The following is a 16357-nucleotide window of genomic DNA, read 5'->3' as shown; positions in this document are numbered from 1 at the left end:
CTTTGCCGGTATGAAAATCCTGATTGTAGAAGATGAGCAAGATTTGCGGGAAACCATCCGCACTTCGCTCTTGAAAGAAAAGTTTGTTGTAGAGACCGCTGCCGACTATTTTTCGGCATTGGATAAAATCAATGACTACGATTACGACTGCATTTTGCTGGATATCATGTTGCCTGGCGGGAGCGGTCTGGACTTGCTGCGTGAGCTGAAACGGCTGCACCGCAGTGACAGTGTGCTTATTATCTCGGCCAAAGACTCGCTGGACGACAAGGTGGACGGGCTGGAACTGGGAGCCGACGATTACCTTACAAAGCCTTTCCATCTGGCAGAACTCAATGCACGTGTCAAGTCATTGATACGTCGGCGGCAGGCGAAGGGAGATGTGACCGTCACCCTTGGAAATCTTTTGCTCTACCCCGACAAACGGCAGGTAGAGATAAACGGAAAACCCTTGCAGCTGAACCGCAAGGAGTTCGACCTGCTCTATTATTTTGTAGTCAACCCCGGCCGGGTCATCAATAAAATGAGCCTTGCCGAGTCGGTGTGGGGAGACAATATAGACCAGGCGGATTCGTTGGATTTTATCTACTCGCAAGTGAAGAATCTGCGTAAGAAATTGAAACAAGCTGAGGCTACCATAGAATTAAAGGCTGTCTATGGATTCGGCTACAAACTCTCCGAACTATGAAGCTGCTGAGCTACACCTACCGCAAACTTGCATTGCTGCTGTTTCTGTTGATGGCAGTGTGGGGTGTGCTGTTCTATTACGCAATCATTGACGAGGTGGTGGATGAGACGGACGATACGTTGGAGAATTACGGTGAGATATTGATGGAGAGTGCGCTTCACGACCCCTCGATACTCGAAACGGAAGGCTCGTTGATGTCTTTCTATAAGTTCACTCCTATATCCGAAGAGGAAGGGCGGCATTACAGACAAGTGTTCTATGATGCTACGGTTTATATCGAACTGGAGGATGAAGACGAACCGGTACGTGTCATGTGTACCGCTTTCCGTATGCCCGACGGGCAATATTATGAGTTGAAACTGATGATTTCCATTTTGGAGCGGGATGACATGGTGGAGGCTATGCTTTGGTATCTGGGAGCGCTGTTCCTGTTGTTTCTCATCTGTACTTCCATCGGCATCCAGTTGGTGCTGAAGGGAGTGTTCCGTCCGTTACATAGGTTGCTTGACTGGCTGCACTGCATTCAGCCCGGCAAGGAGGTGCCTCCATTGGACAACCCGACGAAGATACGGGAGTTCCGCCAGCTGAGCGATGCTGCATTGGATATGGGCAACCGCAGCTACAAGGCATACGAGGAGCAGAAGCAGTTCATCGAGAATGCCTCGCATGAGTTGCAGACACCGCTTGCCATCGTGAGGGGAAAAGTGGAACTGCTGGCTGAGAGTGAAGGGATGACGGAACAGCAAATGGAGCAGCTGGACGAGATATATGCCACGCTGGGGCGTGCCGTAAAACTGAACAAGTCCCTGCTGTTGCTTTCCCGTATAGAGAACGGGCAGTATACCGAGATGGAGGATGTCTCGGTGGATGAGATATTGGATGAACTCTTGCCCGACCTGATGGATATCTATGAACATAAGCAGGTGAGACTGATACGAAAACGGGAGGAGCAGCCTTTTATTATCCGTTGCAACCATTCGCTGGCGCAAATACTGGTTTCCAATCTGGTGAAGAATTCGTTGCTGCACAATAGGGAAGGGGGAGAGTTGCAGGTACTTACCACTCCAACTTCGCTGGTCATAAAGAATACGGGTGATGTTCCTTTGGATGGAGAGAAGTTGTTCCGGCGTTTCTATCATGGCATGGATGGCAAGAAGGACTCCACCGGACTGGGGCTTGCCATAGCGCGTTCCATTGCGTTGTCGTCTTCATTGAAGCTCACGTATGAATGGCAAGACGGTATGCATACCTTCCGTCTGGTTAAAGAAAGTGAAATTTACCGTTAACTGCGATTGTTCCCAAATCTTTCCTAATTCTCTACCGTTATTTGCAGTGTGAATAATATGAAATTTATTAGTAACATTAAAAAATAACGATTATGAAGAAAGTATTGTCTATTCTTGTGTTGGCTCTTGTAGCTGTTCAGTTTGCCTTTGCCGGTGATGTCATCACTCAGGATACCAAGCAGCTTCCGCTGACGGCACGCAATTTTATCAACCAGTATTTCTCGAAACCGCACATTTCACACATCAAGATTGAAAGTGAAATATTGCAGACTAAAAAATATGAAGTGCTGTTGACAGACCGTACGGAAATAGACTTCGACAAGAAAGGAAATTGGTTGGAAGTGGATTGCAAGAAGTCCGCTGTTCCCGAAGCATTGATTCCGGTTCCGGTAAAGGAGTATGTGAAGGCTAACTTCCCGAGAGAGATTATTACTAAAATCGAACGCGGACGTACCGGTGTGGAAATTGAATTGGGTAATGACTACTCTTTGAAGTTCAACAAAAAGGGAAAGTTCGTCAGCATGGACGATTGATTCTCCAGTAACTATTAACCTAAACTTTATAGAGAAATGATGAGAATAAAGATTCAAATGTTGGCGATGATGTTCATCGCCGCCTTGGCACTTGGTGCATGCAGTGATGATGACGACAAGGATGATGTCAAAGTGCCCGAAGCAATGTCACAAGCATTGAAGTCCAAATACCCTTCCGCAATCCATGTGGAATGGGAACAGAAAGGGGGCTATTTCGTTGCAGATTGTAAAGTGGATGGGCAGGAAAAGGATGTATGGTTCAATAATCAGGCGGAATGGCAACTGACGGAAACCGAATTGCTTTGGAATAATCTTCCGGGAACAGTACAGACCTCTTTCAGCGCCAGTGAGTATGCCGGTTGGAAGATAGAGGAGATTGTTCTTTTGGAGTATCCGGTAGTGCCTATGCAGTTTGTCATTGAAGTTGAAAAGGGAAATGCAGAGTATCAATTGTTCTATTCGGAAGAAGGCGGCTTGCTACAGACAAAAGATGTGAGCGGTAATAGGGATGATACGCATTGGCCGGTAAAACTTGATTAGGGATGAGGGGTTAGGGATTAAGGATTAAGGATTAAGGTTCAATATGATTGCACACCCCTAATCCTTCATCCTTAATCCGTAATCTCTAACTACATCGGCTTATAATCCTTCGCCAGTCCTCCTTCGCTGGTTTCTTTGTAGAGGGAGGGCAGGTCGTTTCCGGTTTCTTTCATGACTTCCACCACCTTGTCGAATGATACGCGGTGCATGCCATCGGTGAAGGAGGAGTAAAGGTTGGCATCCAGGGCACGTGCGGCGGCGTAGGCATTACGTTCGATGCACGGGATTTGTACCAACCCACAAACCGGGTCGCAGGTCATTCCCAAATGATGCTCCAATCCCATTTCAGCGGCATATTCTATTTGTGCCGGACTGCCTCCAAACAATTGGTTGGCTGCGGCTGATGCCATGGAACATGCTACGCCTACCTCTGCCTGGCATCCGGCTTCCGCTCCCGAAATGGAAGCGTTGGTCTTCACGATGTTTCCTATCAGTCCGGCTGTGGCAAGGGCACGGAGTATGCGTGTGTCGCTGAACTCCCGGCTTTTTTGCAGATGATAGAGCACTGCCGGTACAATGCCACACGAACCGCAGGTAGGTGCAGTGACAATGACCCCACCTGACGCATTTTCTTCACTTACTGCCAAGGCATAGGCAAATACCAGTCCGCGCGACTGGAGGGAAGCCTTGTAGCCACTGGCACGTATATAATAGGTAGAAGCCTTTCGGCGCAGATTCAGAGGGCCAGGCAAGACTCCTTCACTATCCAATCCCCGTTTTACGGCAGCCTGCATGGTTTTCCATACCTCCTGCAGGTAATCCCAAATGTCGCTTTCCTCGCATTCCTTGACGTACTCCCAGTAACTTTTTCCGGTACGTTCACACCATTGTAGTATTTCGGTCATACTGTTCATTTCGTATACATCCGGGGTGTTTACGGATGATGCTCCGTCATTCTCTTCTGCCAGGGCACCGCCGCCGACACTGAATACAGTCCATTGGTCGGTCTCCTTGCCTTCGCTGTCCAAAGAGACGAATTTCATGCCGTTGGGATGGAAGGGCAGGAATATTTTGGGTTCCCAGATTATTTCTACCGGTGCTGCGGGTTGCAATGTCTCGGTGATGGCAACATTGGTCATGTGTCCCTTGCCGGTAGCGGCGAGGCTTCCGTATAGGGTTACTTGGAATGCGGCTGCTTCGGGATGCCTTTCCAGGAATATCTGAGCTGCCTTGCGCGGTCCCATGGTGTGGCTGCTGGATGGACCGGTACCGATACGGTAGAGTTCTTTGATTGATTTCATATATTTCAGATTTATGATTTAGCTTTAACTATCAATTATCAACTGTCAATTATCCATTAACTCAAGTCCACAACGGTGATGCCTGCTCCGCCGAACTGTATATGTTCGTCGGCAAAGTGGCGCACTCCGGGAACAGTTTCCAGATATTGACGGATAAGCATGCGCAGGATGCCTGTTCCCGTTCCGTGAAGGATACGCACGCGTGACATGCCGACAAGGATGGCGTCATCAATGAAATAGGTAACGGCTTGCAAGGCTTCGTCGCCACGCATGCCGCGGACATCAATGTCTTGTTTGAAATGCAGTTTCTTCTCGTACATGCTGTCCTGGGTCTGGGCGCTGATGAAAGTGCTTTTGGTGGACACATCAGCTTGTTTAGGCTGCGCGTTGGTACGTTCCAGCCTGTCCAGCTTTACGGTAGTCTTGATGCTGCCGAACGCGATGACCGCATTCTTGCCATTCACTTCCATTACTTCGCCCACAGAGGTTTGGCCCTTTATTCTGACGTTGCAGCCGGGGGTGATGGCTGCAAGGCGTTCTGCCTCTTTCCGCGCCTGCTGTTCTGCCAAAGCCTGGGCAGACAGTCCGTTCTCTTTTCCTTTGCCCGCTTTCTTTTCCTTTTTCCGGTTCTGCTTCTCTTTCAGCTTTTCCATTTTGCGGGCGATTTTTTCTTCCAGTTCCTTGTTGGCAAGCGCTTCCATTGATTCACGGAAGTTCGTCAACTCCTGGCGGGCCTGGCGTGTTTTTTCTTTTTCTGCTTGGGCTTCTTTGATGGAGCGTATGGTGTTCTCGATGCGTGCATTGGCTTCCTGCATCAGTTGCTCCACTTCTTCCTTCGCTTTGCGCAGAATCTCCTTCCGGGATTTCTGCAAATCTTCGATTTCGGTTTGATAACGCTCGATAGTCTCTTCCATGTGCTTTTCACGCTGGCGTATTGTCTGGCGTTTGCCTTCCCAATAGCGTTTGTCGCGCACAATGTCTTGCAGGTACTTATCGGCATTGATGTATTCACTGCCCACAATTTCCGAGGCATCGGCGATGACATCTTCCGGCAGACCTATTTTGCGGGCAATCTCTACAGCGAACGAACTGCCCGGATTGCCTATCTGCAACTGGAACAGTGCTTGCATCAGATGGCGGTCATAGAGCATGGCGCCGTTTACTACACCTTCATGGTCTTCGGCAAAATGTTTCAGATTCTGATAGTGTGTGGTGATGACACCGAACGTCTGTTTTTGGTTGAAGCGTTTCAATACGGCTTCGGCGATGGCGCCTCCTATCTGGGGTTCTGTTCCACCACCGAATTCATCAATCAGGATGAGGCTCCGTTCATTGCAGTTTTTCATCATGATTTTCATGTTCGTAAGGTGGGAGGAGTAGGTACTCAAATCATCTTCAATGGACTGCTCGTCACCGATGTCAATGAATATGCTGCTGAATATTCCGGTATGACTGCGTTCGTGCATCGGGATGAGTAGTCCGGATTGCAGCATGTATTGTAATAAGCCTACTGTCTTTAGGCAGACAGACTTGCCGCCTGCGTTCGGACCGGAGATAATAAGGATACGTTGCTTTTCATTCAGTTCGATGTCAAGCGGTACGACTTTTTTGCCATGTTTGGCGAGAGAAAGTTGCAAGAGTGGGTGTACCGCCATTGTCCAGTCCAGTAGTTGCTTGTTTTCGAGAGCCGGTTTGAGTCCGGATATTTGCTCGGCAAACAATGCTTTGGCACGTATGAAGTCTATTTCGGCAAGGAACTCGTATGATAGCAGTACGTCGGAGATGGAGGGGCGCAGCTGGTTGGAGAAGTCCGTCAGGATGCGGATAATTTCTCTGCGTTCGTCACCTTCAAGTTCTCGTATGCGATTGTTGGCTTCCACTACTTCGGCAGGCTCGATGAATACGGTTTTACCACTGGCCGACTCGTCGTGTACAATACCGCGTATTTTCCGTTTCAGTGCCGGTGCAACGGGAATGACCAGACGGCCGTCACGCATGGTGGGCGTTACATCTTTGTCCACAACGCCCTCGGACTGGGCATTTCGTAGAATACTGTTCAGTGAGCGGGAGATACTTCCCATAGTACTTGCCAGTTCCCGGCGGATGCGTGCCAACTCTGTAGAGGCATTGTCCTTGATTTTTCCGTAAGGAGAGAGGATGCCGTTTATTTTTGCTATGAGCTGTGGGAAAACGGTGATGTCTCCTGCCAATCTTTTCAGACAAGGGTAGGGGGAAGCGCCCTCTTCCTCATCATCGTCGCTTTTCTGTAGGAAACGTACAATATCACGTATGGTTTCCAGTGAACGGCGCAGGTCAAAGAGCTCTTGTTCATCTAGATACATGCCTTCCACACGTATGCGTTTCAGTGACGGGCGTACATCAAAAAAGTATTGTGCCGGGAAGTTGTCTTCTTCTTGGAGTATGCGTACAAATTCAGTGACTTGGTCCAAACGCTCCTCCACCTCTCCAAAGTGGTCGGAGAATGCCATGTCTATCACCCGTTCTTCGCCAAGTGTACTGAGGCATTTTTCTTTCAGCAATTGGCGTATTTGGTCGAAACCTATTTTCTGTTCAAAGTTCTGCGGATATATCATGGTGCAAAAGTACTATTAATTCATGAAAAAAGAGAAAGGAAGTTTGCAGAATTAAAAATGATTTGTACCTTTGCACCGCTTTAAGAAAAAAGCACTTCTCGAAAAGGAAGTTTTTAGGAGAGGTGGCAGAGTGGTCGATTGCGGCGGTCTTGAAAACCGTTGTGCTGCGAGGTACCCGGGGTTCGAATCCCTGTCTCTCCGCAATAAACATTGAAAATCAATAGTTTACAAGAATTGCACCCAGCTTTACACCCGATAATGTGAAGTTGGGTGTTTTTGATAAAAATTAATGTTTATATATTAAACTGTTAAAGTTTTGAATATCTAATTGTTACTGGTGAATTTAGTGAATTCTTCGGGTTTATGAAGATAGTAATCCATAATAGCGCAAACTAATTTGTGAAAAGATGTTTTTCTAAGTTCAGTAGATCCTAAATCTGTTCTGTTACATGCCAAACCTCCAATATAATCATCATCATATATTTCAAAATAAGAATACCCTATCGAATTAGAATCATTTTTTGATTGGTAAAAGGTTAATTTTATTTGTAGCAGTTCATTTATTTTCTGTATTAATGCCATATTTGGTCTAAAATCCGAAAGTAAAGGAAATGTAAAAGATAATTCTTTCCACTCTTTGTCATCTCGTCCAACTCTAGTTATGCCATCTTGAAAATGCGTTGCATCCATATTTGAAAAGAAACTGAAAATTTGAATTAACTCTTTACTTGGAATTAATTTTTCAACAAAATTGATTTTGGAAGTTAATGAAAGGCCTTCTATTGGTACTGCTATCAGATACTCTTGTTTTGCAAGATTATCATTATAGTTTTTTATAATGCCTAAATAGAGCAGGCAAGAAATGTATTCTTTTAAAGAACCATATGTTCTTTGTTGGGAAATATATGGGAGTTCTGAATATATTGTTTTGGTCTGTATGTCATATTTTAGATTAATATTTAGGATGGAATTTATTAGATTTGCTATATAGAAATTTATATATTCTCCCATTCTAGCTCCAAATCTGATAATTTTATTGCCATTTATATTTTTTATTTCCATGCTGTATATAATATTCAGTGCATCGGATTTGTTAAAACGATGAACATTAGAGGTATAATTGTTTCTTTGTGGCAATGTTTTTTCAATGTAGTTGAAATTAACCAGATTTATGGGTTTTTGATACTTTACATATTCAATCAACAAAGGAATAGTCTTCTGAAATAGATACTTCATTGTTAGAGCTTTAGATTTATCATATTCGCCCCATGGCTCTTTCCGAATGAGATCATTTGATGTGAATATGTGATTGATATGTTGTTCATTCTCATGATTATAAATCTCTACTGAAATTTCATAACTATATGATAATTCAAGATCGTCTCGACCATAACGATAACCGTATGAGTGATGTTGCTGAGAAATTCTTAGTACTTTGATGGAATTGATTATTATGTGGTCAATTTTAATCGGTCTATAGTCTTTTGTCTTTTTTATAATATCAAAATAACCAATTTCGCATTCTGTCCATATTCGTTCTTGGAGGAAAGGGATATTTATAAATGGGAAAATGGTTGAACGAGTATTTTTTAATCTACATATAGGATTTTCACAATAGCATGAGTTATAATCTTTATGTACTATTTTTCTTAGTTTGCACCATTGGCACGTTGAAATGCAAGTGGAATTAGGAAATTCTACTGTTTCTATTTCATTTAGCTTATCTGCTCTAATTATATCGCAATCATTAATAAGTATCATGTCTTTAATAGGGGTATTCAAGATGTATACTAAAATAGCTGTCATTAAAATAAAAAAGAATGTTTCTTATATCTTTTATACTTATATGGCATATAAATATCTAGCTCAGTAGTGATTACTCTCAATATATTGAAAGCATTCCCCCATCCATTACAAAACTCTGGACTAATTGCAATTGTTACAACATCTATTTTGGGCAGTGAGTTTTTTATCTCTTTACAAATATTCTTTATGTATTTTCTTGTGATGAATTGAGAACACTCACCATCTTCTCCTGTAAAAAAGAAATCTAAGTCAATATTAACAATCCATTGGTCTATATCTTTATGACATTCAGTGAGCCAATAATTAATATTAGTATCTAATTCCCACAAGTTAGGCTCGTATGTATTTATATGCTCAAGACTTGTGCCATTTTGATCCGTTCCATCTTTATGTGTTGCATAATAAATTTGCTGTAGAAGATTGGGGTGTAGTTTGTTAAAAGCATCAATATAATTATCATATCTAATAGCTTGGTTGTTCATGTTATCTTTTAAAGATAAGTAAAAAAAGAAATCTTTATTAATTAATTCACTCCTATTCTCTGCTATAAAATCATCGGTCAGGTTATTTAATAAATCATAGTGTCTGTCAATATGAAATAGTCCATATCTTTTGGATGTGTCTATTTTTTGTAACCAACACCAAGCAGCAGCTAAATGATTATCCATTATGTAAAATTTACCATTGTTGAACAGAAAGTTCATATTATAACAACCCGATGTTTTAAGTTCGTGGTTTTTGTATATCCAGTTCATATTATATATATTATTTTTGTCAGACAAAAATAAGAAAAAACATCCTGATACTTGCTTGATATTATCAAATTATAGCTTTAATCCTCTATTTTTTCTTGGTTCTTCTGTCGTGTGACGTAAACTTTGCCACAATTTTTCCATTTGTTCCTTGAACCAATCTCCAATTGGCTTCTTGTTTATGGTTAGCACAAGTTTACTGCTATCGGTTGGACTTTTCTCTACCTTGAAAATATCGTTCTTGATGTCAAACTTTCGTCTGTGCTCTTCGGAATAGATTTTCCCATTGCATCTGATTGCTTCTTTTTTTGTCAAAAGACTGTTTACCATATCTTTGGTAAATCCGATGGCATAGCAGAGTTTTTCCATTCTCAACATCTCTTTGAGTAAAGGAAACCAGTTGAACGCTTTTTCAAGAATGGTGTTCAATCGTGATATTTCCTTGTCTTTTGCTTCAAGTTCTTGGTTATGTATTCCTTGAAGATCTTGAATCTGTTTGCCATACTGTTCCTGCATATGCTTCATTTGGATTTTCAAACCATTAATGCTTTTATCACGTTTTGCTATTTCCTTATGCAGTTCCGAATTGCTATGCTCCAACTCTTTCAGTTTTCCACTTCCGAAAAGAGAACCGACTCCGCTTGCTATGGCGGTGGCCGCATCGGTGGCTACGCTTTTGAGCTTGTTCGTGCGTATCTCGGATTTTACCTGTTTGAGTTCTTGTTCAGCAAGAGTTACTTGCTGCTCCTTGTGCCTTTGGGTTTCCTCTATACGTTGCAGTTCGGCTTTCTGCTTCTTAATAATGAAGTCGTTCCGTTCCAGATGCTCTTTACCTGTAACAGCTTTTGCCTGCCCACGTTCCATCAGAAGTATATTGGAAGCCAGGGTTTGCATGGTTGCCATATCCTCGTCATTGAGTTTTTGGCTCTTTCCGGTTTCGTGGTTCATCCAATCGAAAACGATATGAGCGTGATAATTCGGCTTGAACCACTTTCCAGCAATTTGGAAACTCTCCCTGTCTTCGGCTTCGGGTTGTCCGCTCAGCCAATGTCCTTCATCTTTGTGCAGGAAGATTTGCAGCGGAGTAATACCCCAGCGTTGTTTGCACTCCTCGCCAAATTTACGCACATCTGCCAATGTGGTGTCTGGCCTGACGAGCAGTACACCTTCACGGATTGGCGAACATCCTGCCACTTTGATTATTTTGCCGTTCTTGCCTTTGCGTTCACGCTCTTTCTCTTGCATGGCACGACCTGTCTTTTCCTTGACCATGCATTTGATGTTATCATAGTGCGTCCGCAAGTCGGGAGTGCCGAAGCTGGGATTTATCCACTGTTCGTTGTCGACAGAGAGTTCAGAAACGATATAGATTTTGGACTTGCCGATGTTACGCATATACTCGGCAGTCCTACGGTTATGAGCCTCGCTTGATGCAATGTTGCAAGGCTTGATATGTATGCTTGATTTTGTTGCCATAGCTGTTCTGTTTTATTGTTCGCAATAGATTGTTTCTTCGCTTCCGCAGTGGGGTTCTTAGGGGTACAACCCATAAGCGGAGATTGCAAAGAGAGGGTCACTCTTTGCTCTGGGTTCTCAGGGGAGAAACGCCCTGAGTGGGTCATTAGGGCAAAGCCCTAATCCCCTCGGGAGAGCCCACAACTACGAAAGCGGAGCGTGTAGTTATAGTGGGCTATAACCGAAAGCCGTTTTTCTTTTTCGGTGACTGGCTGCGCACCCCTTTGACGGATTGGACTTGCCCTTTTCTCTCAGCCTGTTTCTGTAAGTATTCGTTCAAGTCCTTGCATCCGTTGTAAGTCTGCGAAGCGTCACGGATGTATCTGTTTCTGCCGTATTCCTTGCGGATTTGCCGGAGTGCTTCCATGCCTGCATGGTCGTTGTCGAAAAAGCAGTGAATGCGTTCGTAATTGCCCAACGAATAGAGAATCTTGTTTATATTCGATACGGAATTCAATACAATGTAGTCCTGCCCGTCCAACTCCGGATAATTCGGGCAGCTCTCCTGTCTCAATGTCAAAAAGGAGAGGTAATCCATGAACCCCTCGAATACATAACAGGTATTCCTCGCTTTCCCTGATTGTCTGATGTGGGAGATTTCCTTTGGGGCGATACAGCCCTTGAAATAGCGGTTGCGGATTTCATATCCATCCGATACATTGGGAAAGGCGATGGCAAAGTACCGCTTGCCGTTGTGGGTGAAACGGGCTTCACTACATTCTCTTTTCGCCAGTTCTGTATTTATTCCTCTACCTTGCAAGTAGGCAAGCAGGGCAGGAGATGACAGCGGAACAATCTCCAACTGTTGGAAGCTCGGCTCGGAAGAGTTTTGCTTGCCAAAAGAGAAAGATACCGGGCGCACATATGGTGTCTGTTCCGCTATCCGTTTCAAGATGTAAGGTACATGGTCGGTAGCATATAGGTGTGCAGCCAGTTCAATGATACCGCCACCTTTGCCCAAACCGAAGTCATACCATTGGTTACGTTCGGTATTTACCTTGAACGAAGCTTCTGCTTCTTCCCTTAACGGTGATTTATACCACAGGTTGATACCTTGTTGCTTGACGGGAGAATATCCCAAACTGTGCAGAAAATCTGCTATCCTGATTTGCTTGGCTGTCTGTATATCCATAAAATGATTGTTTTAGTAGTTGGTAAATTGATTCATTTTTCTTTTCGCCCGTACCTTTTTAGGAAGTACGGTCTATAACCACTTCACTAAATTCTCGTATATATAGGATACGGTAATAAAGTGAAGCGATTTAGTCCCGTTCCCCAACCACTTCACTATATTCCTAATATATACACCCCGAGAATAAAGTGAAGTGATTGCAGGGAAATGGGCTAATAGTGGAAGTCGGGCATGAAGGTGTATTTCCTGCCGTTCTCCTGCACTATCATCCGCTTGTTGCGGAGCATGGTGATGAGCGATACCGCCTTTTTATGGTTCAGTTTTACACCCACGGACATATAGGTCTTGATTAAAGCATCTTCCAGTTCCTTGTAACCATATTCCTCTTTCAGACCGAATGCGGCTTCCAATGCGATGCGGTGCTGCTGCTCGGTGATATGCCTGTAAGGGTCGAACTTCTCTTCTTCGGGTCTTCCCGGTTTCTTTGTTTCGGGTTTGTAACCTTCTATAAGTTCGGGAAGGGCTTTGTCGTTGATGCGGAACGCAAAAGGCTCAAAGTCCATTGCTCGTATGTGAATGGCTGAAACATGGCTGATGTCACCGTTGCCCTTGTCCTTTTCTACCTGCAATACGGTTTCCGCCTTGTTGTTCAACTCCGTACCGATATGCCCTCTCGCATTCTCATCCCCCTTGTTCTGATGCAGTATCGTATGGATGTGTATCTGCCTGTCGTCCGTCCACTGCATCAGTTTGGATATGATGCGTGTGGATTCACCGGGACTGTTGATGTCGTACACCATATCACGGATGCCGTCTATGATTACAAGACCAATGTCGGGAGTGTTGTAGATAGCCTGTTCTACAATCCTGATACGTTGCTCAGGCGTGTATTTTCTCAAAGCGAGAAATTCAAGGTTCTCATTGTCCCTGTCATCTGGCAAGCCGACCATCCGCAAAATGCGTGTCATGACTTTCAGGCAATGGTAAGGGCTTTGCTCTGTATCAACATAAAGCACTTTCCGCTTATCTTCCGGCAGTTCCGCCACATACCGCAACACTGTGCCGTTCTTCAATGCGGCGGCTACGATAGCCGATACATTGAATGTCTTTTTACTTTTGGCTTTGCCGATGGATGCGCTGAAATTGCCCAATGTCCCAATGACAGAACCATGTACTTTGAGGATTTCAGGTGCTTTCTCATAACTTTTCGACAGGCTCAAACGTGAGGCTTGCCAAAGGATAATGGCTTCTTCTGCCGATATGTCCTTAGTCTCTTTAATATAGTCCATAGCCATGCCTCCCGTTATTTTCGTCCTCCTGTTTTCTTCCCGGCCAGTTCAAGGGCAAGCTCCACATCTACGATAATCTTGCGTCCTATCTGGGTGATTGCCTTGTCAATCTTTCCGCTTTTCTTGATGCGGTTGGCAGTGGGCAGGCTGCACCCGAACAGTTTGGCAATGCCCAGTATTCCGTACACATACTTCCTTTCTGTGTCCGTAACGGGCTGTGGCTGCATTTCCGTTTGACCGGAAGCGTGCTTGCTTAAGAATATGAACTCTTCGCCTGTCATCTGCCAGACGGGTTTTGATAATAACTCTTGAAGATTTGTCATCGTCTAATCTATTTAGTCGTTTAACAATCAGCCCTGCGCACTGGCTGTTATTTCCGTTCTCGAACGATGCAAAATTAGGAAGGTTTGTAAGTGGTAAGGATGTGGTTGATGTAAATGGAATATCTTGTTATTTCTTTGAATATCAGACAATAAAAATACCACTCAAAAATTAGTTTGAGTGGTAAAAGTGGTTGTTTCGTAATATGTCAGGGTACATCACGGATTATCGGAATATTGCGTCCATTTCTTTGGCGAACTTCTGGTTGCTGTCACTTGGGAAATCGGAAACAGGTTCCTTGTATTTTGACTTGTAATAGTTCTCTTCAATATCCAGCATTTTGAGGATATTCTTTTTCCAATTCTCCCTGTCAAGTTTGGGCAGTTGTTCACCCATCAGGAATATCAGGTAGCAGACACGTATTTTCTCTCTCGTTTTTATTTTCAGCTTGCATTTGCCGGGGTGCAGATTCATACAAGCATAGAAATCATATTCGGAAATATTCTCGAATTGTTCTCCTACGCAGGTCGTGTAAACGAGCGAAAGCAACTCCATGTCGAAATATTCGTATTGTTCCTCTTTGGGCGCTTCTTCTTGCATATCGGGTTCGCTTGGCTTGGTTAGCTCTTCCGGTTTATCTTTAGCTACGGGAATATATTTTGCTAATATTTCCATAAAATGGAAACTCAATTTATAAATATCTCCGCAGCAGTTCTCTATATATTGGAAAGCCTCTTTTCTTGCTTGCTTTTGCAATTCATAAAGCCTGTTCAGTTCTTCTTTTTCTTTCTCATATTCAGCCTTGCAGCGTTCATATTCCTTTTCGGCTTGCTTTTCTTCTTCTGCCGTATGTTCCCTGTAACCAATAGAATCATATCTGTTATATGCCTCGTTCAAAGGCTTGTTTAGTCTTTGTGTAACCTCCAGTTGTTCCTCTATATCAATATTATATCTATCAGCGAAATGGTAGCACACACGAGAAATTATCTCATCATCAAGCAATGGATATTTTTCGTAAAGCATCATGTTTTTCTCTATCTCGGCTCTTAGACTGTCGAGAATCAGAGTGTACTGTTCTTTCTGCTTGTCAAGTACCAATTCAAGGATAGCGGCTTCAAAAACTTTTGTGTCATTGTATTGCTTGTAGAAGTTCGTGATGAATTTCTGCTTGTCAAAAGAAAAAGTATGGCTTACAATAAAGTCACTGTATATTCGGTTGAGTTCACCGTATTGGGGAATCATAATCAGTATTTCTCCTGCCATATATCTTGGGTTTATGGATTTTTGTCTTTATCAAGAAAGGAAGCCAGTTCTTCTTCCACTTCTTCTATACTTGGCAGAGCCGATTTTAAGTTTTCAGGTATAGCCTTGCTCAGTTGGTAATCGCTGATGCCTATCGGCTGGTCATAGCCTGTCAATGCGTATTGTGCTACAACTTCGTCTTTTCCCTTGCACAGCAACAACCCGATAGTCTTGTTGTCATTCTCTCCCCTCAGTTTATCATCCACCACATTGATGTAGAAGTTCAGTTGCCCTGCATACTCCGGTTTGAATGGGGTAGCCTTTAATTCTACCACGATATATGCGTGCAGTGGAATAGAATATAATATCAGGTCTGCATAGAAATCGCTGTTTCCGACTTGGAAATGCTTCTGTCGTGCAACGAAAGCAAAGCCATTGCCCATTTCCAGCAAGTAACGGGTAACGTGCTTAACCAACTGTTCTTCTATGTCCCTTTCGTCTGCTTTCTCTTTAGTTCCAGCCAAATCAAAGATGTACGGGTCTTTCAACAGGTAATTGGCGAGGTCGCTTTGCGGTGCAGGAAGCGTGGCTGTGAAATTGTTTACCTTATTATTGCTGATTTGTCTGCTGTACAGGTTGGTTTCAATTTGTATTTTAAGAGCATTGCTGCTCCAGCCCATTTCCACAGACTGCTTCATGTACCAATAGCTTACACCTAATGGAATTGAATTGTTAAGCATTATCACATGGCTTGCCCAATTGGTTCTTGCAACAGGTGATGCCATGAATACGCTTTCTATATCCTTAATTTCCATCCGGTAAATATCAGATACGGTTCTGGCAACATTATGAATTTGCGCAAGAGGTTCTTGCGTGATTATAATTTCATTGTTATCAGTGGATTGGATTTGCGCAAGAGGCTCTTGCGTAAATTGCGCATCGTTTAAGTAGCGTACTTCGTTTGCTATTTTCTCCACACTTGGAGCTATCAACTTTGCATCCGTTTCTATGAAACTTTGCAATGCCCTCAAAGGATATGCTTTTGCAAACTGACACATATAGGTAAGGTTGCGTTCCGAATAGCCCTTCTTTTCGGGATAATTGAACCGGATAGCCTTTGCCAACTGTTTGATGGTTTTGCTTCCCCATCCGTGCAGTTGCTGATGATAGAGAATATAGTTACCCATTTTCCAGTAATGGAACAACATTTGCGCATTGGCTGCGGTAATCAGCCGTACTTGTGCCTGTTGTATTTCCGAACCGACAGCATTTATAAATGCGTCAAAGTTCGTCTTTTCTATGTTATGTCCGTTGTTGTTCATCTTATGATATTTTCAGAATACAAATATAATTCAAAG

14 protein-coding genes and 1 tRNA gene are annotated in these 16357 nt (G+C 43.6%); 5 read left to right on the top strand and 10 right to left on the bottom strand.

All coding sequences use genetic code 11. The annotated features are described in order from the left end of the window. Positions 1-10: 10 nt before the first annotated feature. The 4 genes from DXD78_RS17060 to DXD78_RS17045 all read left to right on the top strand — a co-directional run bounded on the left by DXD78_RS17060 (position 11) and on the right by DXD78_RS17045 (position 3047). Positions 11-688, top strand: coding sequence for a response regulator transcription factor (locus DXD78_RS17060; protein ID WP_005832639.1), 678 nt, complete (start codon positions 11-13; stop codon positions 686-688). Next, positions 685-1974 (top strand): HAMP domain-containing sensor histidine kinase, encoded by a 1290-nt coding sequence (locus DXD78_RS17055; protein ID WP_009038161.1) that lies wholly within the window; start codon positions 685-687, stop codon positions 1972-1974. The genes DXD78_RS17060 and DXD78_RS17055 overlap by 4 nt, the downstream gene beginning before the upstream one ends. A 92-nt stretch (positions 1975-2066) precedes the next feature. Beyond that, positions 2067-2507, top strand: a complete 441-nt coding sequence (locus DXD78_RS17050; protein ID WP_005831697.1) for a PepSY-like domain-containing protein — start codon at positions 2067-2069, stop codon at positions 2505-2507. 36 nt (positions 2508-2543) lie between these two features. Then, positions 2544-3047, top strand: coding sequence for a PepSY-like domain-containing protein (locus DXD78_RS17045; RefSeq protein ID WP_009038162.1), 504 nt, complete (start codon positions 2544-2546; stop codon positions 3045-3047). A gap of 89 nt (positions 3048-3136) precedes the next feature. Here the strand turns inward: DXD78_RS17045 and DXD78_RS17040 are convergent, their stop codons facing one another. Together DXD78_RS17040 and DXD78_RS17035 are read right to left on the bottom strand one after the other, a co-directional pair. Then, the gene (locus tag DXD78_RS17040; RefSeq protein ID WP_005831694.1) at positions 3137-4348 is read right to left on the bottom strand and encodes an L-serine ammonia-lyase; all 1212 of its coding nucleotides are present in this window, start codon (positions 4346-4348) and stop codon (positions 3137-3139) included. A 56-nt stretch (positions 4349-4404) separates the two neighbouring features. Beyond that, complete coding sequence (locus DXD78_RS17035) at positions 4405-6942, bottom strand: endonuclease MutS2 (protein ID WP_009038163.1); 2538 nt, start codon at positions 6940-6942, stop codon at positions 4405-4407. Between the two features lie 116 nt (positions 6943-7058). Here DXD78_RS17035 and DXD78_RS17030 point away from each other — a divergent pair. Beyond that, positions 7059-7143 (top strand) — tRNA-Ser (locus tag DXD78_RS17030). A gap of 123 nt (positions 7144-7266) precedes the next feature. Here DXD78_RS17030 and DXD78_RS17025 read toward each other — a convergent pair. From DXD78_RS17025 to DXD78_RS16990, 8 genes are all read right to left on the bottom strand, one after another. Further along, positions 7267-8703 (bottom strand): hypothetical protein, encoded by a 1437-nt coding sequence (locus DXD78_RS17025; RefSeq protein WP_133302557.1) that lies wholly within the window; start codon positions 8701-8703, stop codon positions 7267-7269. A 44-nt stretch (positions 8704-8747) separates the two neighbouring features. After that, entirely contained in the window at positions 8748-9416 is a 669-nt protein-coding gene (locus DXD78_RS17020; RefSeq protein ID WP_133302556.1) for a hypothetical protein, read from the bottom strand. Positions 9417-9572: 156 nt separating this feature from the next. Further along, complete coding sequence (locus DXD78_RS17015; protein WP_117652900.1) at positions 9573-10976, bottom strand: mobilization protein; 1404 nt, start codon at positions 10974-10976, stop codon at positions 9573-9575. Between the two features lie 214 nt (positions 10977-11190). Then, a complete protein-coding gene (locus DXD78_RS17010) occupies positions 11191-12147 on the bottom strand; it encodes a toprim domain-containing protein (protein WP_117652899.1) in 957 nt (318 codons plus the stop codon). Between the two features lie 212 nt (positions 12148-12359). Continuing rightward, entirely contained in the window at positions 12360-13436 is a 1077-nt protein-coding gene (locus tag DXD78_RS17005) for an AAA family ATPase (protein ID WP_117652904.1), read from the bottom strand. A 14-nt stretch (positions 13437-13450) separates the two neighbouring features. Continuing rightward, on the bottom strand, positions 13451-13759 hold the full coding sequence (locus DXD78_RS17000) for a DUF3853 family protein (RefSeq protein ID WP_009121544.1): 309 nt from the start codon (positions 13757-13759) through the stop codon (positions 13451-13453). A gap of 223 nt (positions 13760-13982) precedes the next feature. Further along, on the bottom strand, positions 13983-15020 hold the full coding sequence (locus tag DXD78_RS16995) for a hypothetical protein (protein ID WP_117652898.1): 1038 nt from the start codon (positions 15018-15020) through the stop codon (positions 13983-13985). An 11-nt stretch (positions 15021-15031) separates the two neighbouring features. Further along, the gene (locus tag DXD78_RS16990; RefSeq protein ID WP_117652897.1) at positions 15032-16321 is read right to left on the bottom strand and encodes a YhcG family protein; all 1290 of its coding nucleotides are present in this window, start codon (positions 16319-16321) and stop codon (positions 15032-15034) included. Between the last annotated feature and the right edge of the window lie 36 nt (positions 16322-16357).

Source organism: Bacteroides sp. D20 (assembly GCF_003436255.1).
GTDB lineage: Bacteria > Bacteroidota > Bacteroidia > Bacteroidales > Bacteroidaceae > Bacteroides > Bacteroides uniformis.
Note: the sequence above shows the minus strand (reverse complement) of the source record. Positions and strands in the feature narration are given on the sequence as shown.